The organism is Ilumatobacteraceae bacterium, assembly GCA_033344875.1.
In the GTDB taxonomy this organism is placed as follows: Bacteria; Actinomycetota; Acidimicrobiia; order Acidimicrobiales; family Ilumatobacteraceae; genus Ilumatobacter.
Map to the genome: position 1 here is coordinate 4811945 of JAWPMO010000001.1, position 25780 is coordinate 4837724.

29 protein-coding genes are annotated in these 25780 nt (G+C 68.4%); 22 read left to right on the forward strand and 7 right to left on the reverse strand.

The features are described from left to right. The first annotated feature begins 50 nt into the window (after nucleotides 1-50). The 13 genes from glyA (at nucleotide 51) to atpC (ending at nucleotide 11244) form a co-directional block, all read left to right on the forward strand. Nucleotides 51-1304 carry a serine hydroxymethyltransferase gene (glyA, locus tag R8G01_22680; protein MDW3216813.1) on the forward strand — a complete coding sequence of 418 codons (1254 nt, stop codon included), beginning with the start codon at nucleotides 51-53 and terminating at the stop codon, nucleotides 1302-1304. A 37-nt stretch (nucleotides 1305-1341) separates the two neighbouring features. Next, the gene (locus R8G01_22685) at nucleotides 1342-2760 is read left to right on the forward strand and encodes an undecaprenyl/decaprenyl-phosphate alpha-N-acetylglucosaminyl 1-phosphate transferase (protein ID MDW3216814.1); all 1419 of its coding nucleotides are present in this window, start codon (nucleotides 1342-1344) and stop codon (nucleotides 2758-2760) included. Nucleotides 2761-2822: 62 nt separating this feature from the next. Then, nucleotides 2823-3122: an AtpZ/AtpI family protein gene (locus R8G01_22690; GenBank protein MDW3216815.1), complete on the forward strand. Its 300-nt coding sequence runs from the start codon at nucleotides 2823-2825 to the stop codon at nucleotides 3120-3122. Next, nucleotides 3119-3562, forward strand: a complete 444-nt coding sequence (locus R8G01_22695; protein ID MDW3216816.1) for an ATP synthase subunit I — start codon at nucleotides 3119-3121, stop codon at nucleotides 3560-3562. Before R8G01_22690 ends, R8G01_22695 begins: the two co-directional genes overlap by 4 nt. 32 nt (nucleotides 3563-3594) lie before the next feature. After that, nucleotides 3595-4356, forward strand: coding sequence for a F0F1 ATP synthase subunit A (gene atpB / locus R8G01_22700; protein ID MDW3216817.1), 762 nt, complete (start codon nucleotides 3595-3597; stop codon nucleotides 4354-4356). A 54-nt stretch (nucleotides 4357-4410) separates the two neighbouring features. After that, a complete protein-coding gene (gene atpE, locus R8G01_22705) occupies nucleotides 4411-4674 on the forward strand; it encodes an ATP synthase F0 subunit C (GenBank protein ID MDW3216818.1) in 264 nt (87 codons plus the stop codon). 52 nt (nucleotides 4675-4726) lie between these two features. Then, the gene (locus R8G01_22710; protein ID MDW3216819.1) at nucleotides 4727-5362 is read left to right on the forward strand and encodes an ATP synthase F0 subunit B; all 636 of its coding nucleotides are present in this window, start codon (nucleotides 4727-4729) and stop codon (nucleotides 5360-5362) included. After that, on the forward strand, nucleotides 5359-5904 hold the full coding sequence (locus R8G01_22715; GenBank protein ID MDW3216820.1) for a hypothetical protein: 546 nt from the start codon (nucleotides 5359-5361) through the stop codon (nucleotides 5902-5904). The genes R8G01_22710 and R8G01_22715 overlap by 4 nt, the downstream gene beginning before the upstream one ends. Further along, a complete protein-coding gene (gene atpH / locus R8G01_22720; protein ID MDW3216821.1) occupies nucleotides 5904-6431 on the forward strand; it encodes an ATP synthase F1 subunit delta in 528 nt (175 codons plus the stop codon). The genes R8G01_22715 and atpH overlap by 1 nt, the downstream gene beginning before the upstream one ends. Nucleotides 6432-6482: 51 nt before the next feature. After that, nucleotides 6483-8075, forward strand: coding sequence for a F0F1 ATP synthase subunit alpha (atpA, locus tag R8G01_22725; GenBank protein ID MDW3216822.1), 1593 nt, complete (start codon nucleotides 6483-6485; stop codon nucleotides 8073-8075). Nucleotides 8076-8080: 5 nt separating this feature from the next. After that, nucleotides 8081-9373, forward strand: coding sequence for a F0F1 ATP synthase subunit gamma (locus tag R8G01_22730; GenBank protein ID MDW3216823.1), 1293 nt, complete (start codon nucleotides 8081-8083; stop codon nucleotides 9371-9373). A gap of 33 nt (nucleotides 9374-9406) precedes the next feature. Beyond that, a complete protein-coding gene (gene atpD, locus R8G01_22735; GenBank protein ID MDW3216824.1) occupies nucleotides 9407-10843 on the forward strand; it encodes a F0F1 ATP synthase subunit beta in 1437 nt (478 codons plus the stop codon). Beyond that, nucleotides 10843-11244 (forward strand): ATP synthase F1 subunit epsilon, encoded by a 402-nt coding sequence (gene atpC / locus R8G01_22740; protein MDW3216825.1) that lies wholly within the window; start codon nucleotides 10843-10845, stop codon nucleotides 11242-11244. Before atpD ends, atpC begins: the two co-directional genes overlap by 1 nt. 25 nt (nucleotides 11245-11269) lie before the next feature. Here the strand turns inward: atpC and R8G01_22745 are convergent, their stop codons facing one another. Further along, nucleotides 11270-11605, reverse strand: a complete 336-nt coding sequence (locus tag R8G01_22745; GenBank protein ID MDW3216826.1) for a hypothetical protein — start codon at nucleotides 11603-11605, stop codon at nucleotides 11270-11272. Nucleotides 11606-11768: 163 nt separating this feature from the next. Here R8G01_22745 and R8G01_22750 point away from each other — a divergent pair, with 163 nt between their 5' ends. Beyond that, nucleotides 11769-12545 (forward strand): SDR family NAD(P)-dependent oxidoreductase, encoded by a 777-nt coding sequence (locus tag R8G01_22750; GenBank protein ID MDW3216827.1) that lies wholly within the window; start codon nucleotides 11769-11771, stop codon nucleotides 12543-12545. A gap of 18 nt (nucleotides 12546-12563) precedes the next feature. On the opposite strand, the gene glpX is transcribed toward R8G01_22750, so the two are convergent. After that, a complete protein-coding gene (gene glpX / locus R8G01_22755; protein MDW3216828.1) occupies nucleotides 12564-13562 on the reverse strand; it encodes a class II fructose-bisphosphatase in 999 nt (332 codons plus the stop codon). Nucleotides 13563-14107: 545 nt separating this feature from the next. Between glpX and R8G01_22760 the strand changes: the two genes are divergently transcribed. Genes R8G01_22760 through R8G01_22775 form a run of 4 tightly spaced genes read left to right on the forward strand, consistent with a single transcriptional unit; the run spans nucleotide 14108 to nucleotide 17958 of the window. Next, nucleotides 14108-15880: a prolyl oligopeptidase family serine peptidase gene (locus tag R8G01_22760; GenBank protein ID MDW3216829.1), complete on the forward strand. Its 1773-nt coding sequence runs from the start codon at nucleotides 14108-14110 to the stop codon at nucleotides 15878-15880. Nucleotides 15881-15896: 16 nt separating this feature from the next. Further along, the gene (locus R8G01_22765) at nucleotides 15897-16673 is read left to right on the forward strand and encodes a hypothetical protein (GenBank protein MDW3216830.1); all 777 of its coding nucleotides are present in this window, start codon (nucleotides 15897-15899) and stop codon (nucleotides 16671-16673) included. Nucleotides 16674-16678: 5 nt separating this feature from the next. After that, complete coding sequence (locus R8G01_22770; GenBank protein MDW3216831.1) at nucleotides 16679-17395, forward strand: J domain-containing protein; 717 nt, start codon at nucleotides 16679-16681, stop codon at nucleotides 17393-17395. Continuing rightward, nucleotides 17392-17958: an alpha/beta family hydrolase gene (locus R8G01_22775; protein MDW3216832.1), complete on the forward strand. Its 567-nt coding sequence runs from the start codon at nucleotides 17392-17394 to the stop codon at nucleotides 17956-17958. The genes R8G01_22770 and R8G01_22775 overlap by 4 nt, the downstream gene beginning before the upstream one ends. On the opposite strand, the gene R8G01_22780 is transcribed toward R8G01_22775, so the two are convergent. Continuing rightward, on the reverse strand, nucleotides 17927-19471 hold the full coding sequence (locus R8G01_22780) for an MFS transporter (GenBank protein MDW3216833.1): 1545 nt from the start codon (nucleotides 19469-19471) through the stop codon (nucleotides 17927-17929). The genes R8G01_22775 and R8G01_22780 overlap by 32 nt on opposite strands. 77 nt (nucleotides 19472-19548) lie before the next feature. On the opposite strand from R8G01_22780, the gene murA reads away from it, so the two are divergent. Beyond that, nucleotides 19549-20826 (forward strand): UDP-N-acetylglucosamine 1-carboxyvinyltransferase, encoded by a 1278-nt coding sequence (gene murA / locus R8G01_22785; protein MDW3216834.1) that lies wholly within the window; start codon nucleotides 19549-19551, stop codon nucleotides 20824-20826. Between the two features lie 10 nt (nucleotides 20827-20836). Here the strand turns inward: murA and R8G01_22790 are convergent, their stop codons facing one another. After that, nucleotides 20837-20992, reverse strand: a complete 156-nt coding sequence (locus tag R8G01_22790; protein ID MDW3216835.1) for a hypothetical protein — start codon at nucleotides 20990-20992, stop codon at nucleotides 20837-20839. A gap of 63 nt (nucleotides 20993-21055) precedes the next feature. Here R8G01_22790 and R8G01_22795 point away from each other — a divergent pair, with 63 nt between their 5' ends. Genes R8G01_22795 through R8G01_22805 form a run of 3 tightly spaced genes read left to right on the forward strand, consistent with a single transcriptional unit; the run spans nucleotide 21056 to nucleotide 23104 of the window. After that, nucleotides 21056-21313: a NifU family protein gene (locus R8G01_22795; GenBank protein MDW3216836.1), complete on the forward strand. Its 258-nt coding sequence runs from the start codon at nucleotides 21056-21058 to the stop codon at nucleotides 21311-21313. Nucleotides 21314-21327: 14 nt separating this feature from the next. After that, nucleotides 21328-22287: a methylmalonyl Co-A mutase-associated GTPase MeaB gene (gene meaB, locus R8G01_22800; GenBank protein ID MDW3216837.1), complete on the forward strand. Its 960-nt coding sequence runs from the start codon at nucleotides 21328-21330 to the stop codon at nucleotides 22285-22287. 40 nt (nucleotides 22288-22327) lie between these two features. Further along, nucleotides 22328-23104 carry an enoyl-CoA hydratase-related protein gene (locus R8G01_22805; protein ID MDW3216838.1) on the forward strand — a complete coding sequence of 259 codons (777 nt, stop codon included), beginning with the start codon at nucleotides 22328-22330 and terminating at the stop codon, nucleotides 23102-23104. A 3-nt stretch (nucleotides 23105-23107) separates the two neighbouring features. Here R8G01_22805 and R8G01_22810 read toward each other — a convergent pair whose 3' ends face one another. The 3 genes from R8G01_22810 to galT are packed head-to-tail and all read right to left on the reverse strand — an operon-like array spanning nucleotide 23108 to nucleotide 25731. Continuing rightward, nucleotides 23108-24268, reverse strand: coding sequence for a glycosyltransferase family 4 protein (locus tag R8G01_22810; protein MDW3216839.1), 1161 nt, complete (start codon nucleotides 24266-24268; stop codon nucleotides 23108-23110). Between the two features lie 24 nt (nucleotides 24269-24292). Beyond that, nucleotides 24293-24730, reverse strand: a complete 438-nt coding sequence (locus R8G01_22815; GenBank protein MDW3216840.1) for an SRPBCC family protein — start codon at nucleotides 24728-24730, stop codon at nucleotides 24293-24295. 14 nt (nucleotides 24731-24744) lie between these two features. Beyond that, nucleotides 24745-25731: a galactose-1-phosphate uridylyltransferase gene (gene galT, locus R8G01_22820; protein MDW3216841.1), complete on the reverse strand. Its 987-nt coding sequence runs from the start codon at nucleotides 25729-25731 to the stop codon at nucleotides 24745-24747. Nucleotides 25732-25780: the final 49 nt, after the last annotated feature.

A 25780-nucleotide genomic window follows, 5' to 3' on the forward strand; every position in this document is an offset into this window, starting at 1 on the left:
CATCACGAGTTGTGCCAGGCACAACTCGCGATTTCCATCCAGGAGAAGCCATGCCGTTCCATTCCGACACTCATCCCGACACCGAGGTCGAACGCCTGATCGCGCTCGAGGTCGAGCGTCAGACGACCGGCCTCCAGCTGATCGCCAGCGAGAACTTCACCTCGCCGGCCGTGATGCGGGCGACCGGTTCGGTGCTGACCAACAAGTACGCCGAGGGATATCCCGGTAAGCGTTACTACGGCGGCAACGCGCTGGTCGACGACATCGAGTCGCTCGCGATCGAGCGGGTCAAGGCGCTGTTCGGCGCCGAGCACGCCAACGTGCAGCCGCACTCCGGGGCCAATGCGAACATGTGCGTCTACCAGGCGTTGCTCGAGCCGGGTGACACCGTGCTCGGCCTCAGCCTCGATCACGGCGGCCACCTCACGCACGGATCGCCGGTCAACGCGAGCGGCCTGCTCTACCACTTCGTCTCGTACGGAGTCGGCGGCGAGGAGCGCATCGACATGGAATCGGTGCGAGCGCTCGCCCACGAGCACCGTCCCAAGATGATCGTGGCCGGCACGACGAGCTACCCGCGCCGCCTCGATCCCGAGCCGTTCAAGGCGATTGCCGACGAGGTCGGTGCGCTGTTGATGTTCGACATCGCGCACCTCGCCGGCCTGGTCGCCGGTGGCGCCCACCCGAACCCGGTGCCGTACGCCGACATCGTGACGTTCACCACCCACAAGACCCTCCGGGGTCCGCGCGGCGGCTGCATCCTGTCCAAGGAGGAGTACGCCAAGGCGATCGACAAGGCCGTGTTCCCGGGTTGGCAGGGCGGCCCGCTCGAGCACGCGATCGCCGGCAAGGCGATCGCGTTCTACGAGGCGTCGCAGCCGAGCTTCTCTGAGTACGCCCACCAGGTCGTCGCGAACGCGTCGGCGCTGGCCGAGGCGTTGGCGGGGGAGGGCTTCCGGCTCGTCTCCGGCGGTACCGACAACCACCTGATGGTCGTCGACCTGCAACCGTTCGATGCCGAACTCACCGGCAAGGTCGCGCAGGCGAAGCTCGACGAGGCCGGCATCACGCTCAACAAGAACACGGTGCCCGACGATCCGCGCAGCCCATTCGTCACCAGCGGCGTCCGGATCGGCACCCCGTCGGTCACCACCCAGGGCATGACCGAGTCGGAGATGCCCGTCATCGCCTCGCTGATCGCGCGGGCGCTGCGCGACCGCGACGACGAGGCGGCGCTGCAGTCGGTTCGGGCCGACGTCGCCGACCTGTGCGCCCAGTTCCCCGCCTACCCCAACGGCTGCTGACCTCCCCGACGACCACGACCGCGTAACCTGGCCGCTCGTGACGCCCGGCTTCGGTGACTTCCTCCTGATCGGCGTCGTCGCCGCGGTCGTCACGTTCGCCACGACGCCGCTCGTGCGGGCGGCCGCGAGCCAGCGGGGCTGGGTGGTGGCACCCAACGAACGCTCGGTCCACACGTCGCCGATCCCGCACGTCGGCGGGTTCGCGATGCTCGCCGGGTTCTGCGCGGCATTGCTGACCGCCTGGGCGATCGGTGCGTTCGCACCGATCTTCGAGAGCAACTCCGAACCGCTCGGTGTACTGATCGCCGCGTTGATCGTCTTCGCGACCGGACTGCTCGACGACGTCCGCGACATGGCCCCGCAGGGCAAGGTCACGGGTGTGGTGCTCGCCGGCGCTGCGCTGTCGTGGTTCGGTGTGACGATCGACTACTTCCGGGTGCCGTTCTACGACGTGCTGGTGTTGTCGAACGACTGGAAGCCGCTCGTCACCGTGCTGTGGCTGCTCGGCATGACGCAGGCGATCAACCTGATCGACGGTCTCGACGGGCTGGCCGCCGGCATCGTGGCGATCGCGTCGATGTCGTTCTTCCTGTACTCCAATCGCCTGAACGATCTCGGGTTGCTGTCCGACCGCAACATCGGGCCGTTGGTCGCGATGATCACGGCGGGGATCTGCATCGGGTTCCTGCCGCACAACTTCAATCCGGCACGGATCTTCATGGGCGACAGCGGTGCCTTCCTGCTCGGACTCATGCTCGCGGTGTCGACCAGCGTCGTCGGCGGCCGCGCCGACCCGAACACGCAGCAGTTCGTCGGGCAGACGTTCTTCTTCTTCGCTCCGCTGGTGATCCCGCTGCTGATCCTCGGTGTCCCGATCCTCGACACGACGTTCGCGATCGTGCGCCGGGCGTCGAAGCGGCAGGCGCTCGACGTCGCCGACAAGGGGCACCTGCACCATCGGCTGATGAACCTCGGCCACGGGCACCGCCGCAGCGTCCTGATCCTGTGGACCTGGACCGCGCTGCTGTCGGGCTTCGTGCTGTACCCGGTGCTGACCGACGACAACCCGCGCTACCTGCCGTTCGGGATGGGTGCCCTGGCGATCGTGCTGTTCACGGTGCTGCACCCGAGCGTGCGACGCAAGCGGGCGATGGAGGTCGAGGCCGCCCTCGAGCGTCCCGCCTCCGAGCAGGTCGACCCCTCGCGTCCCGAGCGTCGTGAGTCCGATGCCACCGGCGAGATCTCCCGCCCGGGCCCCGGCGACGGAGCGATCGGTGACGATCTCGACGGTCCGGGAACACCGGACGGCGAGGCGGACTCGTCGGGTGATTCGACGCCGGGGAGCGCCGGCGAGCGAGCGACCGAGCGCGGTCCGCTCGGCCCGAACATGCCGAAAAACGAGGAATCCGAGAATCGCGGTCGGCAGGAGTTGCCACTGGACGTCGACGCGGACTAGTTTGTGCCTGCGTTCACAAACTCCCGATGCCGCCGTGTGCGAAGCTGGGAACCCTCCGCCTCATGAAGCCGCTCCTCTCCGCCCTCCGCTCCGGTCGCGCCAGCGACCGCATCGCGCCCAGCAGCGACGACTCGCTCGGTCGCGGCATGGACCTGGCGTTGACGGTGCTCGTGTTCCTCGGCCTGGGCGCACTGATCGACCGCTGGCTCGGGTTGTTCCCGGTGTTCACGATCACGTTGGTCCTCTTCGCGGCCATCGGGGCGTTCGTGCGGATGAAATTCGTGTACGACGCCACCATGGAACGTCACGAGGCCACCCGGCTCGCCGGACGATCGCCCGCTCCGATCGAGGATGCAGCGTGAACGCCGAGACGTCAGCGATGGTGACGCAACTCGACGGTGAGCCCGTCGAGATCCAGGTCTCCGCCGACATGATCAAGCGCGGCCTCGTCGTCGCTCCGGTCATGATCGGTGTCTGCGCCCTCATCTGGGGCTCGGCCGGCGCATGGTCCGCCGCCTTCGCGATCGGGCTCGTGCTCGTCAACTTCGCGTTGTCGGCAGCGCTGATCTCGTACACCGCCAAGATCTCGCTCGGTCTGATGATGGGAGCCACCCTGTTCGGCTACCTGATTCGCCTCGGGCTCATCATGCTGGCCGTACTCCTCGTGAAGGATGCCGGTTGGATTTCGCTTCCGGCACTCGGAACGACCATCATTGTGACGCACCTCGGACTTCTGCTCTGGGAGCTGAAGTACGTCGCGATCTCCCTTGCCCACCCTGGCCTCAAGCCTGCCCGCCCGTAACACCATTCGGAAGAACTGAACGGAACAACAACGTGCTCGCACTCGAATTCCCGCCGATCAACGAGATCCTCCGCTGGAGGGACCTCATCGACCCCATCGGTCTCAACAAGGTCGCGCTGATCTCCGTCTTCGCGGCGCTGATCTCGATCGTGATCTTCCTCCTGGCATCGAACCAGGACGGCATGAAGGCGCCGAAGGGCGTGCGCAACCTGGCCGAGACGATCGTCGAGTTCATCGAGAACCAGATCATCCTGCCGACCATGGGCAAGGACGGCCTCGGCTGGACTCCGTTCATGCTGAGCCTGTTCGCCTTCATCTATCTGGTGAACGTGCCCGGCATCATCCCGATCATCTACATGCCGGCGACGGCTCGCATCGCGATCCCGCTGTTCCTCTCGCTGCTCGTCTGGGTCATCTTCATCGGCGTCGGCTTCAAGCACCAGGGCATCGGCTACATCAAGAACTCGCTCATGCCGCCGGGCGTGCCGGGGCCGTTGTACATCCTCGTGATCCCGATCGAGTTCATCTCGACGTTCCTCGTCCGCCCGTTCTCGTTGACGGTTCGACTCTTCGCCAACATGCTCGCCGGGCACATCCTGCTCGTGACGTTCGCACTGCTCACCGAGGAGCTCGTGCAGGGCGACAGCTGGATCCTCAAGCCGGTCGGCATCCTGCCCTTCTTCATGCTGATGTTCATCACGGCATTCGAAGTTCTCGTCGGCTTCCTGCAGGCCTACATCTTCACCATTCTCGCTGCCGTGTACATCGGCGGTGCAGCACACCCCGAGCACTGATCAGCAGTACTCACTCTCTCCCAACCAAGACAGCAACAGGAGATCAACCCCAACATGGAAGCATTCAGCATCCTCGCAGCCCTCACCGGTGACGAAGCCAAGGCTGCGGCTGCGGCCGGGTCCGCCGGCTTCGCCTACGGCCTCGCGGCCATCGGCCCCGGCATCGGCATCGGCTACCTCGTCGGTAAGTCGGTCGAGGCCATGGCCCGTCAGCCCGAAGCGGCCGGCATGGTCCGCACCACGATGTTCCTCGGCATCGCCTTCACCGAGGCGCTCGCCCTGATCGGCTTCGTGGTGTTCATCCTCATCGGTCTCTGATCGATTCCGAACACCGCATTATTCGTATCCACTTCTCCCACAAGGAGTTGACGTGCTGACTGCCGTCGTCACCCGGGGCTCACAGATCGAGGTGAAGTTCGTCGCCGCCGAAGAAGGCGAAGGCGAACACACCGAAGTCGACTGCGAGTTCCCACTCGAAGAAGGTTCATCGGGCAACTACCCCTGCGAAGAGGGGCCGAGCCCGATCGCGCCCGAGGTCAAAGAACTCGCATGGGGAGCCGGCTCGTTCATCGTGCTGGCGCTGCTCATGCGCTTCTTCCTCTTCCCGCGGCTCAAGAAGGGCATGGATGCGCGCTACGCGCACATCCGAGCCGGTCACGAGCAGGCCGACAACGCCCGTGCGGCCGCCCGGGCCGAAGTGTCCGAGTACGAATCGGCGCTCGCCACGGTCAAGGCCGAGGCGAACGAACGGGTCGACGCGGCACGCCACACGCTCGAGACCGAGCGCCAGGCACGGCTCGCCGAGGTCAACGCGGCGATCGCCGCCAAGCGTGAGGCAGCGGCCGCAGAGGCCGAGGCCGCTCGTGAGGCCGTCCGTGGCGACATCACCACAGCGGCGACCGACGTGACGGCCCGCACGATCGAGTTGGCCACGGGCAAGACACCCGACCCCGACGCGGTCCGCTCCGCTGTCGAGCAGTCGATGACCGCAGGAGTCGCCTCATGATCCTCGCCAATCTCTTCGCCGCCGAAGACGTCGATCCGGCACGTTCGATCCACTGGTTGTGGCCCGAGCAGGCCGAGCTGATCTACGGCTCGATCGCCTCGTTGCTGATCTTCGGTGCGCTGTTCAAGTTCGCCGGTCCGGCCGTCAAGAAGGCGATGGCCGAGCGCAGCGAGAGCATTCAGAGCGATCTCGACGAATCGGCGGCGGCCAAGGCAGAAGCCGAGGCCGAAGCGGCGGGTATCCGCCAGGCCGCCGGCGACATCGATGCCGAGCGTCAGCGCCTCTTCGCCGATGCCGACGCCCAAGCCGAGGCCGTGCTGGTCGACGGCCGGGCCCGACTCGAGCAGGAGGTCGCCGAGCTCGAGGCTCGTGCAGCTGCCGACATCGCGTCGGCATCCGGCCGGGTCAACGACGAACTCCGGGCCGAGATCACCCGGTTGTCGCACTCGGCCACCGAGCAACTGCTGTCGTCGGGCGTCATCGACGATGCGACGCAGCAGGACCTGATCGAATCGTTCATCTCACGAGTAGGAGCGAGCTGATGTCCGACGCACGCATCGACGGATACGCCAGGGCCCTGTTCGAGGTCGCCCGCGCCGAAGGCACGATCGACGAGGTCGAAGACGAGCTGTTCCGCTTCGCCCGTTCGTTCGAGTCAAGCGACGAGCTCCGCAACGCACTCACCGACGAGCAGGTGCCGGCCGCCAAGCGGCAGGCGATCGTCGAGGATCTCCTCGGCGGCAAGGCGACGTCGACCACGTCGCAGCTGGTGTCGATGGTCGTCGGCTCCGGCCGCGGTCGTGACCTGCCCGCCATCATCAACAAGCTGGTCGCCCGTGCGGCCAGTTCGAAGGACCTGTCGGTTGCCGAGGTGCGAAGCGCCGTGGCACTGACCGACGATCAGCAGGATCGCCTCAAGGCTGCGCTGGCCAACGCCACCGGCAAGCAGGTGAGCCTGAAGGTCATCGTCGACCCCTCCGTCCTGGGCGGCCTCGTCGCCACCGTGGGCGACACCGTCATCGACGGCAGTGTCCGCACTCGCGTCGACCAACTCAAGAGCCGTCTCTAGACAACACCGTGACGAACGCACCTCACTCGCACTCCGCAAGGGATCATCAACATGGCTGAACTCACCATCTCCGCCGCCGACATCGCATCGGCGCTCAAGAACAACCTCGAAGGTCTGGAGACCGATCTCGAGGCTCGCACCGTCGGCCGCGTCGCCGAGGTCGGCGACGGCATCGCCCGCGTCTCGGGTCTGCCCGGCGCGGCCGTGAACGAGCTCCTCGAGTTCGAGGACGGCTCCGTCGGGCTCGCCCTCAACCTCGACGAGGACTCGATCGGCGCCGTCGTGCTCGGCGACGTCGACAAGATCGAAGAGGGGCAGACGGTCAAGGCGACCGGCCGCATCCTCTCGATCCCGGTCGGCGACGCCATGCTGGGTCGGGTCGTCAACGCCCTCGGTCAGCCGATCGACGGCGGTGGCGACATCGTCGGCGGCATCGAGCGCCGTATGGAGGTCCAGGCCCCCGGCATCCTCGGTCGGAAGCCGGTGCACGAGCCGCTGCAGACGGGCATCAAGTCGATCGACGCGATGACGCCGATCGGCCGTGGCCAGCGCGAGCTGATCATCGGTGACCGCAAGACCGGCAAGACCGCGATCGCGATCGACACGATCCTCAACCAGAAGGGTCTCGGCGTGAAGTGCATCTACGTCGCGATCGGCCAGAAGGGCTCGACGGTCGCCCAGACCGTCGCCACCCTCCGCGAGGCCGGCGCGATGGAGTACACCGTCGTCGTCTCGGCGCCGGCCGCCGACTCGGCCCCCTTCAAGTACCTCGCTCCGTATGCCGGTTGCGCCATCGGGCAGCACTGGATGGAGAACGGCGAGCACGCCCTCGTGGTGTACGACGACCTCTCCAAGCAGGCCGACGCCTACCGTCAGCTGTCGCTGCTCCTGCGTCGCCCCCCGGGCCGTGAGGCGTACCCCGGCGACGTGTTCTACCTGCACAGCCGGCTGCTCGAGCGGGCCGCCAAGCTGTCCGACGACAACGGCGCCGGCTCGCTGACCGCCCTGCCGATCATCGAGACCAAGGCCGGTGACGTCTCGGCGTTCATCCCGACCAACGTGATCTCGATCACCGACGGCCAGGTCTTCCTGCAGGACAGCCTGTTCAAGTCCGGTATCCGCCCGGCCGTCGACGTGGGCATCTCCGTGTCGCGAGTCGGTTCGGCCGCCCAGACCAAGGCCATGAAGGCCGTCGCCGGTACGTTGAAGCTCGACCTCGCACAGTTCCGTGAGCTCGAGGCGTTCGCCACGTTCGGTTCCGAACTCGACGCCGTGTCCAAGGCGCAGCTCGAGCGTGGCTACCGCCTCGTCGAGTTGTTGAAGCAGCCGCTCAACAGCCCGATGCCCGTCGAACAGCAGGTCGTCTCGATCTTCGCCGGTACCAAGGGGTACCTCGACGACGTCGCCACCACCGACGTCGTGCGCTTCGAGCGCGAGCTGCTCGAGTTCATGCAGAGCCGCCACGGTGGTCTGCTCTCCGAGCTCCGTTCGGGTGGCATTCCCGACGACCTGGCCGGTGCGGTCGAGTCGTTCAAGGAGCAGTTCCAGGGTGGCGCCGCCGGCGGCCACCACGTCGACCCGTCGAGTGTCGATGCCGACGAGCTGGGCGACGCTGCGTCGGCCAAGACCCTCGCGACGGAGTGATCTAGATGGCAGGTGGACAGGAACGCATTCTGAAGGGCCGCATCCGTTCGATGCAGGCCACGAAGAAGATCACGCGCGCCATGGAGCTGATCGCGGGATCCCGCATCGTCAAGGCTCAGCAGCGCGTGCAAGCGGCTGTCCCGTACTCGGAGCAGATCACCGAGGTGGTCAAGGATCTCGCGGCCGCAGGTGCGTCGAGCGATTCACCGCTCCTGGCCGGGCGTCCAGAGATCAAGAACACGTGCTACGTGGTGATCACGGCCGACCGTGGTCTGTGCGGCGGCTACAACGCCGGTGTGCAGCGTGCCGCCGAGGGTGAGATCAAGGCCGATGTCCTCGCGGGCAAGGGGTACGAGATCATTCCGGTCGGTCGGAAGGCCGAGAGCTACTTCAGGTTCCGTGAGTACGAGCTCGGCAAGGCGTTCGGTGGTTTCAGTGACCAGCCGACGTACGACGACGCCAAGGCGATCGGCCAGCACGTCGTGGCGCTGTATGCCAGTGGCCACGTCGACAAGGTCGAGCTGGTGTACACCCGCTTCATCACGCCGGGCAACCAGGAAGTCGTGCTGCGCCCGCTCGTGCCGCTGTCGGAAGACACGGTCGCCGGCGGTGACGGCAAGGCCGGCTCCGACGACGGCTCGGGTTCCGACTACGAGTTCGAGCCGGATCCCGGCACGATCCTCGACACGCTGTTGCCCCGGTACGTCGAAGCTCGCGTCTACGCCGCACTCCTCAACGCAGCCGCCTCCGAGCACGCATTCCGCCAGCGGGCCATGAAGTCGGCGACCGACAACGCCGAAGAGCTCATCCGCACGCTCAGTATCACCATGAACCGCGCTCGCCAGGCCTCGATCACCACGGAGATCATGGAGATCGTCGGTGGCGCCGAAGCACTCGGCGGCGGCAAGAACACCGAACTCCGGATCGTCGATCTCGATCTCAACATGGGGTTCGGCGAGCCCGAAGCGCAAGGTCCCGCGCCGGCAGCCCCCACACCGACGTCGACGGTGCAGCACGCTGCGTCGCCGACCGTCGCGACCGAGTCGCCGACGACCGGTGCCGCGACCGCCACGATCGAACCCGACGACCTCACGCGCATCAAGGGTGTCGCCGGTGTCCTCGAATCCCGACTCCACGAGATGGGGATCACCACCTTCAAGGAGATCACCACGTGGACGGACGAAGACATGGATCGCATCGACGATTCGCTCGGCTTCGAAGGCCGGATCCAGCGAGACGACTGGCAGGGACAAGCCCGTCGTTTCCACAATGAGAAGTACCCCGACGACCAGATCTGACGATCGACTGAACACCCAGGAGACACCCCAGTCATGACCATGACAGAACCATCAACTGGCCTGAAGGACGGACGCGTCGTCGGCATCGCCGGCCCCGTGATCGACGTCGAGTTCCCGCCGAACTCGCTGCCCGAGCTGAACTCGGCCGTCGAGTTCGAGGTCGAACTCGACGGTGAGACCATCGTCGTCCTCGCCGAGGTCGCCCAGCAGCTCGGTCACGGCCGTGTGCGTGCGGTCTGCCTGAAGCCGACCGACGGCCTGAAGCGCGGCACCCCGGTGAAGAACCTGGGTCACGGCATCCAGGTGCCGGTCGGCGACATCGTGCTCGGCAACGTCTGGAACGTGTGGGGCGAAGCGCTCGACCACCAGCCGGAGGGCCTCGATCAGGCCGAGCGTTGGGACATCCACCGCCCGGCCCCCGACTTCGACGCGCTCGAGCCGTCGGCCCGTCTCTTCCCGACCGGCATCAAGGTCATCGACCTCCTCACCCCGTACGTGGCAGGCGGCAAGATCGGCCTGTTCGGCGGCGCCGGTGTCGGCAAGACCGTGCTCATCACCGAGATGATCAACCGTGTCGCCTCGCAGCACGGTGGTGTGTCGGTGTTCGCCGGCGTGGGTGAGCGCACCCGTGAAGGCACCGACCTCCGTCTGGAGATGCAGGAGTCGGGCGTCTACGAGAAGGCCGCGCTGGTCTTCGGCCAGATGGACGAGCCGCCGGGCGTGCGCCTGCGGGTCGCCCTGTCGGCACTCACGATGGCGGAGTACTTCCGCGACGTGCAGGGGCAGGACGTGCTGCTGTTCGTCGACAACATCTTCCGCTTCGTGCAGGCCGGTTCCGAGGTGTCGACGCTGCTCGGCCGTATGCCCTCCGCCGTGGGTTACCAGCCGACCCTCGCCGACGAGATGGGCCAGCTCCAGGAGCGGATCACCTCGACCCGCGGCCGCTCGATCACGTCGCTCCAGGCCGTCTACGTGCCTGCTGACGACTACACCGACCCGGCTCCGTTCACCACGTTCACGCACCTCGACGCCACCACCGAGCTCTCCCGCCAGGTCGCGGCGCTCGGTATCTACCCGGCGGTCGACCCGCTGGCGTCGACCTCGACGATCCTGAGCCCGGAGGTCGTCGGCGATCACCACTACAACGTGGCCCGCCGCGTGCAGGAGAACCTGCAGCGCTACAAGGAACTCCAGGACATCATCGCGATCCTCGGCCTCGACGAACTGTCCGACGAAGACCGTCTGACCGTCAACCGGGCCCGCAAGATCCAGCGCTTCCTGTCGCAGCCGTTCTTCGTCGCCAAGGTCTTCACCGGCCTCGACGGTGAGTTCGTGCCGGTCGAGGAGACCGTCGAGAGCTTCGACGCGATCCTCAAGGGCGAGCTCGACGACGTGCCGGAGCAGGCATTCCTGAACGTCGGCGGTGTCGAGCAGGTGCTCGCCAAGGCGAAGACCCTCCAGGAGAGCTGATGGCGAACCTCATGACCGTCGAAGTGGTGTCGCCCGAGCAGGTCCTCTACTCGGGCGAGGCGACCATGGTCATCACGCGGACGCTCGGCGGTGGCGAGATCGCCTTCCAGCCGGGGCACGCAGCGTTCCTCGGTGCCCTGCAGGAGTGCCACACCCGCGTCTTCCTCGACGGCGGCGCCGTCGAGGACATCGCGGTCCATGGCGGGTTCGTCGAGGTCAGCAGCAACAAGGTGTCGATCCTGAGCGACTCGGCCGAACTCGGCACCGACATCGACATCGAGCGGGCGCGTGCCGCCAAGGACCGCGCCGAGACCGCGCTGCGTCACGCACACGACGCCGAAGCGGTCAGTGCGCTGAGCCGGGCCCACGCCCGCCTCAACGCCGCCCGCGTCTCGGTCTGAGACCCTCGGTCGGCGCAGCCGACCGTCACGTCCAGAGTTCGAGACCGAGCAGCACCAGCACGATCAACACGGCCGCGGCGATCCGCAGTGGCCGGTCGTCGTCGGCCTCCATGCTTCGCCATCGCGCACGCTGGATCGTCGCATCGCCCAATCGGCGGCGGGCTGCCTGCCAGTAGCGGGCACGGACGACGAGGCCGATCGAGAAGAGCACGGCACCGGTCGACCAGGCGACCACGAACGCTCCGAGTGAGCGGGCGAGGAGCCCACAGCCGAAGGCGAGGACCGACGTGACGATCCACACGCCACCGGCATTGCGACCGCGAGCGACCGCCTCGTCGGCCTGGACGTCCTCCGCGGACACCGGGGGTGCCTGCCGTTGCTGCACTCCACGTCATCGGTCGGGGCCACGGAACGCTTGAGTTCGGCGCTCATTCGGGCAGTACGACTCGCTGCTGGCCGGCGAGTACGCGTGAGGCCTTCCGTGGTCGCAGGCGGGCGTCGAGCACCCCGCTGTAACGTGTCCCATGGCGAATTTCCCGTTCTCGTCCGCTCTCGTGACCGGTGCGTCGTCGGGGATCGGTGAGGTCATGGCCCGTAAGCTCGCTGGCGCCGGCGTTCCCGTCGTCGTGGTGGCGCGCCGTGCCGAGCGTCTCCAGGCGATCGCCGACGAGTTCGACGACGTCGAGGTGCTGGTCGCCGATCTGCAGACGATGACGGGCCAGCGAGCCGTCGCCGACCGCATCGCCGATGACGGCCGCCCGATCGACCTGGTGGTGAACAATGCCGGGTTCGGCACGAACGGGCTGTTCCACGAGCTCGACGCCGACCGGCTGGCCGACGAGATCGAACTCAACGTGGCGGCGCTGACGCGGTTGAGTCATGCCGCGCTGGCTGTCATGGTCCCGCGGGGACGGGGCTGGCTGCTCAATCTGTCGAGCGTGGCGAGCTTCCAGCCGGCACCGAGGCTCGCGGTGTACGCCGCGACCAAGGCCTACGTGACGAGCCTGACCGAGAGCCTGCACGAAGAGGTGAAGTCACACGGCGTCCACGTGACGGCGTTGTGCCCCGGGCTCACGAAGACCGAGTTCCAGTCGGTCAGCAATACCGAGCAGTACGCCGATGAGTTCCCGGACATCGCCTGGACCAGCCCCGACCAGGTGGTCGACGAGGGATTGTCGTCGGTGATCGCGAACCGTGCACTGGCGGTGCCAGGCGCTCAGTACAAGCTGCTCAGCGCCGCAGCGAACGTCACGCCGCGTTGGGTGAAGCGCCGCATGTCGGCGCTGGTCCAGCGCGCCTGACCCGGCGGGGCCGGACGGTCAGGTGTAGTCGATCGCGCTGAACTCCTGGAGCTTGCGCACGCGGTGGCGGGCGTCGATGAATCGCACCGTGCCGCTCCGGGAGCGCATGACCAGGCTCTGGGTGCGGGCACCTCGCGAATCGAAGCGCACGCCCCGCAGGAGTTGGCCATCGGTGAGCCCGGTCGCCGCGAAGAAACAGTTGTCGCCCTGCACGAGGTCGTCTTGGGTGTAGACACGGTCGAGATCCATGCCGGCGGCCTGCATCGCGTCGCGTTCGGCGTCGGACTGTGGGCAGAAACGGGCCTGCTGTTCGCCACCCATCGCCTTGAGCGCAGCGGCGGCGATGACCCCTTCGGGTGTGCCGCCGATGCCGAACAGCACGTCGACGCCGGCGTCGGGCCAGGCGCTCGCGATCGCTCCGTAGACGTCGCCATCGTTGATCAGGCGGATCCGGGCACCGCTGGCGCGCACCTCGTCGATCAGGTCGGCGTGGCGGGGTCGGTCGAGGATGACGGCCGTGAGGTCACGCACGCTCTCCTGCTTCGATTTGGCGATCCAGCGCAGGTTCTGCGTGGGGCTCGCGGTGATGTCGATCGCGCCGACGCATTCGGGGCCCACCGCGATCTTGTCCATGTAGAACGACGGGCCGGGGTTCAGCATGCTGCCGCGTTCGCTGACGGCGATCACCGACAGCGCGTTGTTGAGGCCTTTGGCCGTGAGCGTGGTGCCGTCGATCGGGTCGACGGCGACGTCGACGAGTGGTTCGTTGCCGTCGCCGACGTGCTCGCCGTTGTAGAGCATCGGCGCTTCGTCCTTCTCGCCCTCACCGATGACGACGATGCCGTCCATCTGGACCGAGGAGAGACTGAGCCGCATCGCGTCGACCGCAGCTCGGTCGGCGCCTTCCTTGTTGGCCCTGCCGACCCATCGGGCGGAGGCGAGTGCGGCGGATTCGGTGACTCGCACCAGTTCCATCGCGAGGTTGCGGTCGGGGCGCTGAGCTGCCGGACTGGGCATGCCACCACCGTAGTGGTGGCATGCCCGATCGTTGGCATTCGTGCTGCTACCTGCTCGGTCCGGCACGACGTCGCTGGTGTTGCCGCGACTGTCGGGCTTCACGGCGCAGGCGGCTTGCTCCGGCCGCACGCCGCAGTTCGGCGTGACGGTCCTCGGCCAGCTGGCGCAGCAGTTCGGGGCTCTGATGGAACATGGTGGTTCCCTTTCTGTGGGTGTTGGTGGGATCGGGGAGCGTCGCGGACCCGACAGCCGAGCGCGCAGGGGCGAGCGGGTGTCGAGGTGCTGACGACGCGGGCGGCCGGGCGCAGGCGACGGCCGACGAAGGTCACCGTCGGAACGGGGCAGCGATCGGGCGGTGGTCAGCCGGTGATCGTCCCGAGGCCGAGGCACATGGACACGGCCGGTGCGGTCTGCTCGCGAATGTCGAAGTTGTCGATCATGCTGTCGTGTCCTCCTCTCGGTGTCGGGTTCAGCGCATACGATGACCGATCGTCGGCGGTCGAGTCAACGAGGTTTCGCGCGGGTCGTGCTCCTACGCTCGAACCGTGGAGATCAGCGTCGACATGTGCCTCGCCGGACGCGACCTCACCGAGCCGAAACTGTCGCCCGACGGCGACAGCGTTGCATTCGTCGCCCGATGGGGGAGCAGCGCCGCGGTCGTCGGCGTGCCGACCGTCGGCGGACCCGAACGGATCCTGACGACCGAACCGGCACCCGCGCCGGGTCGGGGTCTCGGTGGTGGCTGCTTCGGCTGGTTGCCCGACGGCACCGGGATCGTGTACGCCGGCCGAGACGGCGATCTGTGGTTGCAGCCGATCCCGGGCGGCCCGGCGCGCCGCATCTCGGATGTCGGCGACGGCCGCCGATGTGAGGCGCCGGCGACGTCGCCCGACGGCACCGAGGTCGCGGCGGTCGTCGACCAGGCCGAGGTGTGGGTCTGGAGCATCGCCAACGGGCGTTCCGAGCGTGTCGACGACGGCACCGCCGACTTCGTGTTCGACCCGAGCCCGATGCCGACCGGCTTCGGCGCCGGGTGGATCTGGCAGGTGTGGAACGTGCCGGACATGCCGTGGGACGCGAGCCGCGCCGCGTTCGCGACCCGGACGGCCGACGGCTGGGACCGAGGCGTGTACGTGCCCGCGGCGAGCATCCAGCAACTCCGTCACCATCCCGACGGCCGCGGGCTCAGCGTGCGCGACGACACCGGTTGGCGCAACGTGTGGCTCGGCGACGAACCCCTGGTCGACGAGCCGTTCGAACACGCCGGGCCCACGTGGGGGATGGGGCAGCGTTCGTACGCGCTGTCGCCCGACGCCGCCGCGCTCGCGTTCACCCGCAACGAACGCGGCTTCGGTCGGTTGTGCGTCGTCGATCTGGCATCGGGCCAGGTCGACGAGGTCGCACGCGGCGTTCACGGACAGCTCTCCTGGTCCGGTGACCGTCTCGTCGCGCTCCGCACCGGGGCCCGTACACCGACCCAGATCGTCACGTACGACACGACGTCGTGGCAACGGAACACGCTCGCGATCGGTCCGGTCGGCGGGTGGGAATCGGCCGACCTGCCCGAACCCGAACTCGTCGAGGTCGGTCACGAGGGCGTCACGCTCCACGCTCGCCGCTATGCGGCCGGTAACGGGCGCACGATCTGCTGGGTGCACGGGGGTCCCACCGACCAGTGGCAGGTCGAGTTCATGCCCCGGGTCGCCTACTGGTGGGCGAAGGGCTGGGACGTCCTCGTGCCCGACCCCCGTGGCACGACCGGGCACGGCCGGGGCTACCAGCAGGCGCTCCTCGGCGAGTGGGGTCGACGCGACGTCGACGACACGGCGGCGCTGCTCCGAGCGCATCACGCGCAGGGGCACGGCACGCCCGACCTGACGGTCCTCATGGGGAGTTCGTCGGGCGGCCTCACTGCGCTCGGTGTGCTCGCCCGGCATCCCGGACTGGCGGCCGGCGGCGTGGTGCGCTACCCCGTGGCCGACCTGTCGGTGCTCGCCACCGCCGGCCATCGGTTCGAGGCGCACTACACGGTGGGACTGGTCGGTCCGCTCGACGAGACCGCCACGTACCGGGAGCGATCGCCGGTGACGTACGCCGACCGGATCGGCGTCCCGCTGCTCGTGATGCACGGTGACAGCGATCCCGTGGTGCCCCTGGCCTCGACCGTCGATCTGGTCGACCGGATTCGCGCCGCAGGTGGCGACGTCGAGTTGGTGGTCTACGAAGGCGAGGGCCACGGATTCCGTGACCCTGAACACCAGCGCGACGAGTACCGGCGGGTCGGGGAGTTCCTGGCGAGCGTCGCAGGCCGTCGGTGACGGGTAGCGTCAACGCATGGCTATCTTGAACAAGTCGGGCGGCGACGACGAGGAAGATCGCGCCGCCGCCGCCGGGGCCCCCGACCCCTTCAGCATCGACTTCGACCCGAACGACCCCGACCAGACCAAGGTGCACTACAACCTCACCGGTTGGGGTTTCGAGCAGCGCGCGGAGCTGTCGGAGACCCTGGCCGAGCGCGGGGTACCCCACATCTGGGACGACGAGGAGCTCGTGGTCCCCGAGCAGATCGAAACTGCCGTCGACGCACTGTTCGACGAACTGGAGGCCGAGATCGGCCCCTTCCCGGTGCCGCTGCTCGAGGGCGACGCGTCGACCGAGTTCGGCCTCGACGAATGGCCGGCCCGCGACGTCGAGACGCTGCGTGAAGCGATCGTCGACGCGGAGATCCCGCACCTCTGGAACGGCAGAACCCTCCTCGTCGCCCAGGACGCCGAAGACGTGGTCGACGATCTGCTCGACGCGATCGAGGCCGGCGATGTGGCGCTCATCGACGAAGACGCCGAGGCGCCCGACGGAGCCCTGCACGACCTCTACTCCGCCGCCGACCGGCTCGCCCGCGACGCGACCCACAGCGGCGGTCGCACCAAGGTGCTCGAGCTCGTGCCGCAGCTCTCCCCGTCGGTCCCACCGTTCGGCATGTCGCCCGGGGCGTGGGGCGTCATCGTCGGTCATGCCCAGGCACTGCACGAACGGTTCGAGGAGGGTGCCGAAGCCGAGTTGCTCAGCGCGCAGGCCGACGAACTCCGCACCGTCTGCCGTCCCTACGTCTGACGTCGATGCTCCTCGCCGAACTCGAGGTCTTCCACACCCGTCCCGCGGTGCCGACGCGCCGCGTCGCGCTCGGACACCTGCTCCTGCCGGTCGATCCAGCGCCCGGGCTCGGCGGGCTGCTGCTCGGAGCGGTCGTCGCGAATCACATCGCTGGCGTCGATGTCGATCTGCAGGGTGACGTGGCGCGCTTGATCACCGAGATCGAACGTGGCGACCGCGTCGTCCAACCACGCCTCCGTCATCGGTTCCAGGTCGACCGCCACGGGCTGTCACACAGCCGACACCGCATGATCGGGGTCGAGGACGACATCGAGTTCGACTTCGGGACCAATGGCAGCGATCTCGCGCAGGTGCTCGGTGCGGTGTACGCACTCGAGCGGCTCGAGCTCACGAGCCGTCGAGTGATCGCGCCGGTGCTGCTCAAGGCGACGCAGTGGCGCGGGCCCATCGGTCCGGCGTTGATCGCCCATCTCGCCGGCGCGCAGTCGTCGACCCTGTCGGCGCTCGCCGACCCTCGGGCGTGGGCGATGCAGATGTTGGGCTTCTCGGCCGACGCTCCGAAGCCGTCCAAGCGTGAGGTCACCAAGCAGTACCGTGTGCGGATGCGCGACGTGCACCCCGATCACGGCGGAGCGGCGGTCGACGCGAGCAAGGCGATCCTCGACCTCAACGAGGCCCGCCGCATCCTGACCGACAAGGTCGAGAGTTCGGTCCGGTCGTGACGCTGCTGCTCTACCCGGGTGCCGGCTCCGACTCGACGCACTCGTCGCTGGTCACGACCGAACGATGGGTGGCGCCGCACCCGTGCGTGCGCGCCGACTTCCCGTACCGCAAGGAGGGGCGCCGAGCACCCGACCGTGCCCCGAAGCTGTTGGCGGCCGTGCGCGAGCAGCTCGACGAGCTCGATCCCGACGCCCCGCTCGTGATGGGCGGCCGTTCGATGGGCGGCCGGATGTGTTCGATGATCGCCGCCGGCGCCGACGGGGAGCCGCCGCCCGACCAGCTCGTCGGGCTCGTGCTGATCTCGTACCCGTTGCACCCGCCCGGCAAGCCCGACCGGCTCCGTGTGGAACACCTGCCCGACATCAAGGTGCCGACGTTGTTCATCTCGGGCACGAAGGACCCGTTCGGTTCACCCGACGAGTTCGCCGAATGGACGGCGACGATGCCCAAGCGGGCCAAGGTGACCCACCTGTGGCTCGAGGGCAAGGGGCACGACGTCAAGGGTGCCGATCACACCATCGCCGGTGCGATCAGGGACTTCCTCGACCGCTGGGCGGGCTGACCGTTCGGTCGAGCGGATTGAGGTCCTCGAGTTCGCGGTGTGCGGTCTCGGGGAACATCGTCAAGACGACCGCCACCACCACGATCTGGGCGAGGGCCACCACGCCGATCGCCTGGCCGTACGACCAACCGCGGTCGAGGAGTTGTCCGACGAGCAGGAGTCCGCCGATCCCGCCGAGGAGCGCCGACGCCGTGAGCAGCCCCGCCGCTCGGCCGCGGTTGCCGGTCGGGAACAGTTCGGCGCGGTAGACGGCGAGTGCCGGGAGCGAGATGCCGCCGATGAACCCGCCGGCGAACGCGGCGATCCACATCGGCGGCCCGTCGACGACGAACGAGGTCAGGATGAGCGCGGTCGCGACCGGCACCGTGATGGCGATCAACCGTCGACGCCCGCGCACGTCGGCGAGGCGGCCTCCGATGACCAGCCCGAGCCCTGCGGGCGTCGCGGTGGTCAGCGTGAACAGCGAGATCGTGCCGGCGTCGAAGCCCCGGATCTCCCGCAGGTACCGGTTCTGGAAGAAGCTCGCCGGTGCCACGAAGAAGTTGGCGCAGATGGCCACGGTGGCGAGGATCGCGAAGCGCCGCCGGTCGAGCCGTGGCGCCACCACGTGCTCACGCACGAAGCGAACCGTCTCCGGCAACCTGCGGGTGATGTCGACGGCGACGACGAGCCAGATCAGCGTGACGAGGTAGACGTACCGCCACCCGCTGTCGCCCAGATCGGCGAGCGGCAGGGCCATCACGGCGATGCCGGCGCCGAGACCGCTCGCCATCGCCATGATGCTCACCGCGTACGCCCGGCTGTTGCGGGGCATCTCCTCGGCGACGACGACGGCGATCAGGAAATCGAGAGCCAGCCCGAGTGGTCGTCCGACGGCCTGGGTCGCGACGAGCAGCGGGAAGGTCGGGGCGAAGGCGCCCATCGCGGTGATCGTCGGTGCGGCCCAGGCCACGAGTCGCATGATCTTCTGGCGTCCGACCCGGTCGGCCAGCACCGCGAACGGCACCGCGACGATGATCCCGGCGCGCACGACGGCGCCGGCGATGCTGAACCCCACATCGCCGATCCCGAAGTCGTCGGCCGCGAACTGGGCGGTCTGGGTGAACAAGGTGTTGGTGAACGCCGACGACATCGACGCGGCCGCGAGCAACCCGAGCACGAGGGCCTGCCGCTCGTCGATACGGTCGGGCGGTGCCCACCACGGCGGGGTACTGCGAGCCTCGTGCGCGACGCCGCGACCGCGGCGCGCCAGATGCGCCCAGACCGGGATCGCGAACAGCCACCCGAACCAGGGAATGCGGAGTCGGTACGACGTGGATTCGACGATCCGGTCGTCGTGCACGGTGACGGTGCGTTCGTAGGAGCGGAACGGACCCTCGGCCTGTTCGAACGCTGCGGTGGTGCCGGCGACCCCGACCGCCTGCTCGCGCACCAGGTCGCGGCGCTCGGCGAGAAGTCGCTCGTGCGTGGCGGTCTCGTTCGGCCACACGCGGGTGGCCGACCGGGTGAACACGGGCGGAGCATAACGCCGTCGACCGTCGCGTCGCCCTGGACGCCGCAACCTCGTCGGGTCGGCATACTGTGGTCGTGATGACCGAGCCCGAGCGCTGTATCAGGGTGCATCACGCAGCACCGCTGCGCGGTGAGGTGTTGGTGCCCGGTGCCAAGAACTCGGTGCTCAAGCTGATGGCGGCGAGTCTGCTCGCCGACGGCACCTTCGAGATCACCAACGTGCCGGGCATCGTCGACGTCGGCATCATGGCCGAACTGCTCCGCGCGATCGGCGCGCAGGTGACCGAGACGCCCGAGTACGGCGTGGTCACGATCGAGATCGACGGCGACCTCACACCGGTGGCACCGTTCGAACTCGTCGAGAAGATCCGGGCGTCGATCAACGTGCTCGGCCCGCTCCTGACCCGCTGCGGTGAGGTCACGATCGCGATGCCGGGTGGCGACGACTTCGGGACGCGTCCGATCGACATGCACATCGCCGGTCTCGAGGCGATGGGAGCCACCTTCGAGTACGACGGCGGCACGGTCATGGCGCGCGCCGGTCGGCTCCACGGCGCCGAGATCACGTTCGACTTCCCGAGTGTCGGCGCGACCGAGAACATCCTCACGGCCGCGGTGCTCGCCGACGGCTTGACGACCATCCACAACGCGGCCAGAGAGCCCGAGATCATCGACCTCTGCGAGTTCCTCAACGAGATGGGAGCGAACGTCGAAGGCGCGGGTACGTCGACGCTGAGGATCGAGGGCGTCGAGCCGGGCGCACTGCACGGCTGCGAGCACGAGACCGTGCCCGACCGGATCCAGGCCGCCACGTACATCGCCGCCTGCGCCGTGACCGGGGGCGAACTCGACCTCCTCAACGCCCAGTCGAAGCACATGGAGATGGTCCTCTCACGGTTTCGCGACATGGGGCTCGAGATCGAGTCGCTGCCGTACGGGCTCCGGGTCGCCGCCCCCCGCCGATTGCGCTCGGCCGACGTGGCGACGCTGCCGTACCCGGGCATCGCCACCGACTACAAGCCCCTGATCATCACGATGCTGACCGTTGCCGAGGGGGTCGGGGTCGTCACCGAGAACCTGTACCCCGGCCGGTTCGCCTACGTCGAAGAACTCCAGCGCCTCGGTGCCCACATCAAGACCGACGGGCACCACGCCCTGATCCGCGGCGTCGACCGCCTGGTCGGCGCTCCGGTGGTGTCCCACGACATCCGGGCCGGGGCGGCGATGGTCGTCGCCGGTCTGGCCGCCGAGGGCACGACCACGATCACGGGTGTGCATCACATCGACCGCGGCTACGACGATCTGGTCGGCCGCCTGAAGCGTGTGGGTGCCGACATCGAGCGAATCGGCTGCTGACGGAGCCGCGTCAGGCCGATGGCGGTGGATCGTCGCCGTCGGGCAGCTCGGCGTCGACGCGACGCTTCACGACGGCGAGGAGGCCGACGATCACCACGATCGGGACGGTGACGAGGAGGATCTCGTCCCAACCTCCCTGGTGCGCGACGAGCGTGGCGACGGCCATGGGGTCAGGCTAGGCAGCACGAACACGGGAGCGGGACCAAACGCTGATTGAATGGTCGTTGTCATGCGAAGCAAAGTCGAAGCCTGCATCGAAGTGATCCGTCCGGCGCTCCAGGCCGACAACGGCGACATCGAGCTCGTCGACGTCGACGAGTCGACCGGCATCGTGTCCGTCCGGCTGGTCGGCGCGTGCGGCACCTGCCCGGTGTCGACGCAGACGCTCAAGGGCGGCATCGAGCGGATCATGCGCGACCGCGTCGACGGGGTGACCGAGGTGGTCAACATCGCCGAGGCCGAAGCGGCGATCGACAGTCCGGTCTGACATCCTGTCGAGGCATGGCCCGATCTTCCGACCCGGACGAATTGTTCACCGCCGCCCGTTCGGGTGATCGGGGCGCACTCGCCCGGTTGCTGTCGCTGATCGAGCGTGGTGGCGAGCCAGGACGGCGCGTCGGCCGCCTTGCCTACCCCGAGAGCGGACAGGCCTACACCGTCGGGCTCACCGGTGCCCCCGGCGCCGGCAAGAGCACGCTGACGAGCGCGACGATCGCTCACCTGCGCTCGCTCGAACTCGAGGTCGCGGTCTTGGCGATCGATCCGTCGTCGCCGTTCAGCGGCGGCGCCATCCTGGGCGATCGGGTCCGCATGCAGGATCACGCCACCGACCCGGGCGTCTTCATCCGGTCGATGGCCACCCGGGGGCATCTGGGCGGGCTGTCGCTGGCGACGCCAGAAGCGGTCCGTCTGCTCGACGCCGTCGGTCGGCACTGGGTGCTCGTCGAGACGGTCGGCGTCGGCCAGGTCGAGGTCGAGATCGCCGGCAAGGCCGACACCACGGTCGTCGTGGTCAACCCCGGGTGGGGTGACAGCGTGCAGGCCAACAAGGCCGGGCTGATGGAGATCGCCGACGTGTTCGTGATCAACAAGGCCGATCGCAAGGGCGTCGACGAGACACGTCGTGACCTCGAACAGATGCTCGACCTGTCCGACCTGCCGCACGACGCGTGGCGGCCGCCGATCGTGCCGACGGTCGGCTCGACGGGCGAGGGCGTCCCGGCGCTCTGGGATGCCGTGCTGGCCCATCGTTCGCACGCGGAGTCCAGCGGCCAGCTCGTCGAGCGCCGGTCGTTCCGGGCTGCTCAGGAGCTGCGCGAGATCGTCGCCAACCGGCTCCGTGAGAAGGCCCGCTCGCTGTGCACGGGAGAACGGTGGGACGAGCTCACCGCTGCGGTCGGCGATCAGACGACCGACCCGTGGACGGCCGCCGACGAGATGCTGTCGGGGATCGACGCGTAGCGCTTCGTGTCGCGTGTCGCCCGTCGGGCAAGATGGCGCCATGAGTGACGACGTGGTCCTGCTCGAGCGCCGAGACGACGGGGTGGCCGTCGTCACCCTGAACAACGGCAAGGTCAACGCGCTGTCGAGCGCCGTCGTCGATGCGATCCACCGGATCGCCGACGACCTGACCGCCGATCCGCCCGGCGCGGTCGTCGTGACCGGTGGCGACCGGATCTTCGCCGCTGGTGCCGACATCTCCGAGTTCGGGGGCGCCGACGAGGCGGTCGGCATCACCGCACGCATCCACGCCGCGCTCGATGCGCTGGCCGCCGTGCCCCGATTCGTGATCGCGGCGGTCTCGGGGTACGCGCTCGGCGGGGGCTGCGAGTTGGCGCTCGCGTGCGACTACCGCATCGCGAGCGAACGGGCGGTGTTCGGTCAGCCCGAGATCCTGCTCGGCACCATCCCGGGTGGTGGCGGGACGCAGCGTCTGGCGCGCCAGGTGGGGCCCAGCCGGGCGAAGGAGATCTGCATCACCGGTCGCCAGGTCGCCGCCGACGAGGCGCTCCGGATCGGCTTGGCCGACGAGGTCGTGCCGGGTGACGAGCTCCACGATCGGGCGCTCGAACTGGCCGGCCGGTGCGCCGCGGGCGCGGTACTGTCGCAGGCGCTGGCCAAGCAGGCGATCGATCAGGGTCTCTCGACGTCGCTCGTCGACGGCCTGCGGATCGAGCAGGAGGCGTTCGTCGAGTCGTTCCGGACCAACGACAGTCAGATCGGCGTGCAGAGCTTTCTCGAGCACGGCCCCGGCAAGGCCGAGTTCACCGGAACCTGATCGTCACACGGCGTCGATCGCGTCGACGTAGACGTTCAACGTCCGGATCGCGATCGCCTGCCACGAGTAGGTGGCCTCCAACAGTTCCTGGCCGCGTTCGACGAGCCCGTCGGCGAGTTCCTGGTCGGTGAGCACCCGCTCGATGCAGTCGGCGAGATGCTCGGCGTTGCCCGGTTCGAACAACAGTGCCGAGCCGGTGCCGCCGACCAGTTCGGCGAGGCCGCCGGTGTCGGCGACGATGAGCGGGGCCCCGCTGGCGAGCGCCTCGAGCGCGACGATCCCGAACGGTTCGTAGAGCGACGGGATGACGATGCACCCCGCCCGGTGGGTCGCGGCACGGAGCTGATTGTCGCTGACGAACCCGGGTAGCTCGACGATGTCACCGACGCCCGCGACGTCGACCTGCGACTGGAGTTCGGGGAGGTAGCTGCCGCGCCCGGCGATCAGGCACTCGAGCCCGCCGATGCGATATCGCAGGCTGCCGACCGCTCGCGCCAGCACCTGGAACCCCTTCTCGTACTGGACACGACCCCAGGCCAACACCAGCCCGCTGCGGCCGCTGACCGGGGTCTCATCGGGCCCGGCCGACCGCCACCACTCGGGGTCCATGCCGCCCGGGATCCGGCTCACGTGGGCCGGATCGACCTCGAACCCGTCGACGATCTCGCGGACCATCAGCTTGGTGGATGCGGTCATCCGGCGCGATCGGTACGCCTGCCACCACTCGACACTGTTGATGTCGGTGGAGTCGCCCGGCTTGAGGTGGCCGCCGTGGCGCCCTCGCTCGGTGCCGTGGAACGTGGTGACGAGCGGCGCCTTGGTCGACGTGCTGATGACGTCGGCCGCCCAGGCGACCGACCAGTCGTGCGCGTGGACCACGTCGGGCCGCCAGCCGTCGAGGCGGGCGAAGGCGGTGACGAAGGCGTGGTTGGCCGATGCGGTCGCGGCCACGCTGTTGTCGGGCAGCCACGGCAGGTCGACGTCGGCACGGAGGATGCGGACACCGCCGAGCTGACCGTCGGCGTCGGAGCCCGCGACCCGCCGGGTGATCACGACGACCTCGTGCCCGAGTTGGTCGAGTGCGTCGGCGAGGCCGTCGACGTGGGCTGCCATGCCACCGGCGGCACTGGGCGGGAACTCCCAGGACAACATCAGGACGCGCACCGCCCGCACGATAGTGCGAGCGTGTCAGACGGTCGGGTTCTCGACGAGGGTGGTCAGGCGACGCAGGTTCCGCTTCCAGATCTGCTTCATGACCGCCTGGCCACCGATGACCTCGCCGAGCCGGCCACCGAGGTACCAGGGGAATCTCAGGTCTTCGGTCCACGTGAACCGGGTCCGGCGGCCCAGATCGATGGGCTCGAGTTCGAACACGCCGGTGCCCGTGACGATGCCGGTGTGGCGCACACCCATCGAACGCTCCGGCTCCCACTCGGTGACCGTCATCTCGTCGGTCAGCGTGATCGGGCCGACCTTGGTGTCGCATTCGAACTCGGTGCCGACACCGCGGGTCGACTCGCCGGTGAACCGGATCGCGACCGCATCGGCCATCCAGTCGACGTGGCGTTCGATCGGCTCGACGACCGCCCAGACGTCCGCGGGCGATGCGTCGATCTCGACGGCCACCCGGATGCGGCCCACTACGACCCGGCGAGCGAGACGGTGGTGCGGAGGGTCTCGGCCGCCTGCTCGGGCGGCATGATGTTGATCAGCACCCCGGTGCCGCGCTCGAAGCCGGCCTGGGTCACGAGGTTCGGCCACACGTGGATGTGCCAGTGGTACTCGCCGGTGTGTGCGTGGGGCGCCGTGTGGAACCCGACGTTGTACGCGACGTCGCCGAGGGCCTCGTTGAGGAAGGCGGTCGCGTCACGCAACGCACGGCCGACGGCTTCGAGCGAGTCGTCATCGGCGTCTTGCAGGTGCAGTTCGTGGCGGCGCGGCACGATCAGGAGCTCGTAGGGGCTGCCGCTCCAGTACGGGCAGATGACGGCGACGTCGTCGTTGGCGAACACCACGCGCTCGCCGGTCGACAGCTCGGCTTCGACCGTGGTGCACAGCAGGCAGCCACCGGCGAACCGGCTGAACGCACGCTCCTCGTCGAGGACCTCGCCGGGGACGAACGGCAGCCCGAGGAGCTGGCCGTGCGGGTGGGCGATCGACGCACCTGCCTCGCGACCGTGGTTGACGATCGCCTGCGTGTACCGGATGTTGGCGATGTTGGCGTGCTCGGCGAAGCGATGCTTCAGCGCGAGCATGAACCGACCGGCGCCGGCATCGTCGAGCCGGTCGAGCGAGGCGTCGTGATCAGGCGAGTAGACGAAGACTTCGTGGATGCCCGAGCCTTCGGCCATGACGTGGACGGGGCCGACGTGGCGGACGGCGAAGCCGTCGTCGCCCTCGAACGCGGGGTAGAGGTTGGGGACGACACGGAGCGTCCAGCCGCCGCCCTCGCCGATCGTCTCGAGCGCGGGTGGCGTCGACTCCTCGTGACCCGGACAGAACGGACACGCCCGATCGGACTCGACCTCGATCTGCTCACGCGGAGCGAAGTCGGACGGTCGCAACGCCCGCTCGGCGACGATGGTGACCCATCGACCCGTCAACTGATTCAACCGCATCTGGCTCATCGGCTACCCAGGATAGAGCGCGCCTGGCGCGGAAGTTGACCAGATCGCG

Bases quoted from the DNA above. Each gene is read 5' to 3' on its own strand.
- R8G01_22750 (MDW3216827.1), top strand. From the start codon at position 11,769: ATGGCGAATTTCCCGTTCTCGTCCGCTCTCGTGACCGGTGCGTCGTCG.
- R8G01_22730 (MDW3216823.1), top strand. From the start codon at position 8,081: ATGGCAGGTGGACAGGAACGCATTCTGAAGGGCCGCATCCGTTCGATG.
- atpD (MDW3216824.1), top strand. From the start codon at position 9,407: ATGACCATGACAGAACCATCAACTGGCCTGAAGGACGGACGCGTCGTC.
- R8G01_22795 (MDW3216836.1), top strand. From the start codon at position 21,056: ATGCGAAGCAAAGTCGAAGCCTGCATCGAAGTGATCCGTCCGGCGCTC.
- R8G01_22715 (MDW3216820.1), top strand. From the start codon at position 5,359: ATGATCCTCGCCAATCTCTTCGCCGCCGAAGACGTCGATCCGGCACGT.
- R8G01_22805 (MDW3216838.1), top strand. From the start codon at position 22,328: ATGAGTGACGACGTGGTCCTGCTCGAGCGCCGAGACGACGGGGTGGCC.
- atpA (MDW3216822.1), top strand. From the start codon at position 6,483: ATGGCTGAACTCACCATCTCCGCCGCCGACATCGCATCGGCGCTCAAG.
- atpE (MDW3216818.1), top strand. From the start codon at position 4,411: ATGGAAGCATTCAGCATCCTCGCAGCCCTCACCGGTGACGAAGCCAAG.
- R8G01_22770 (MDW3216831.1), top strand. From the start codon at position 16,679: ATGCTCCTCGCCGAACTCGAGGTCTTCCACACCCGTCCCGCGGTGCCG.
- atpH (MDW3216821.1), top strand. From the start codon at position 5,904: ATGTCCGACGCACGCATCGACGGATACGCCAGGGCCCTGTTCGAGGTC.
- atpC (MDW3216825.1), top strand. From the start codon at position 10,843: ATGGCGAACCTCATGACCGTCGAAGTGGTGTCGCCCGAGCAGGTCCTC.
- R8G01_22790 (MDW3216835.1), bottom strand. From the start codon at position 20,992: ATGGCCGTCGCCACGCTCGTCGCGCACCAGGGAGGTTGGGACGAGATC.
- glpX (MDW3216828.1), bottom strand. From the start codon at position 13,562: ATGCCCAGTCCGGCAGCTCAGCGCCCCGACCGCAACCTCGCGATGGAA.
- glyA (MDW3216813.1), top strand. From the start codon at position 51: ATGCCGTTCCATTCCGACACTCATCCCGACACCGAGGTCGAACGCCTG.
- R8G01_22690 (MDW3216815.1), top strand. From the start codon at position 2,823: ATGAAGCCGCTCCTCTCCGCCCTCCGCTCCGGTCGCGCCAGCGACCGC.
- galT (MDW3216841.1), bottom strand. From the start codon at position 25,731: ATGAGCCAGATGCGGTTGAATCAGTTGACGGGTCGATGGGTCACCATC.
- R8G01_22765 (MDW3216830.1), top strand. From the start codon at position 15,897: ATGGCTATCTTGAACAAGTCGGGCGGCGACGACGAGGAAGATCGCGCC.
- meaB (MDW3216837.1), top strand. From the start codon at position 21,328: ATGGCCCGATCTTCCGACCCGGACGAATTGTTCACCGCCGCCCGTTCG.
- murA (MDW3216834.1), top strand. From the start codon at position 19,549: ATGACCGAGCCCGAGCGCTGTATCAGGGTGCATCACGCAGCACCGCTG.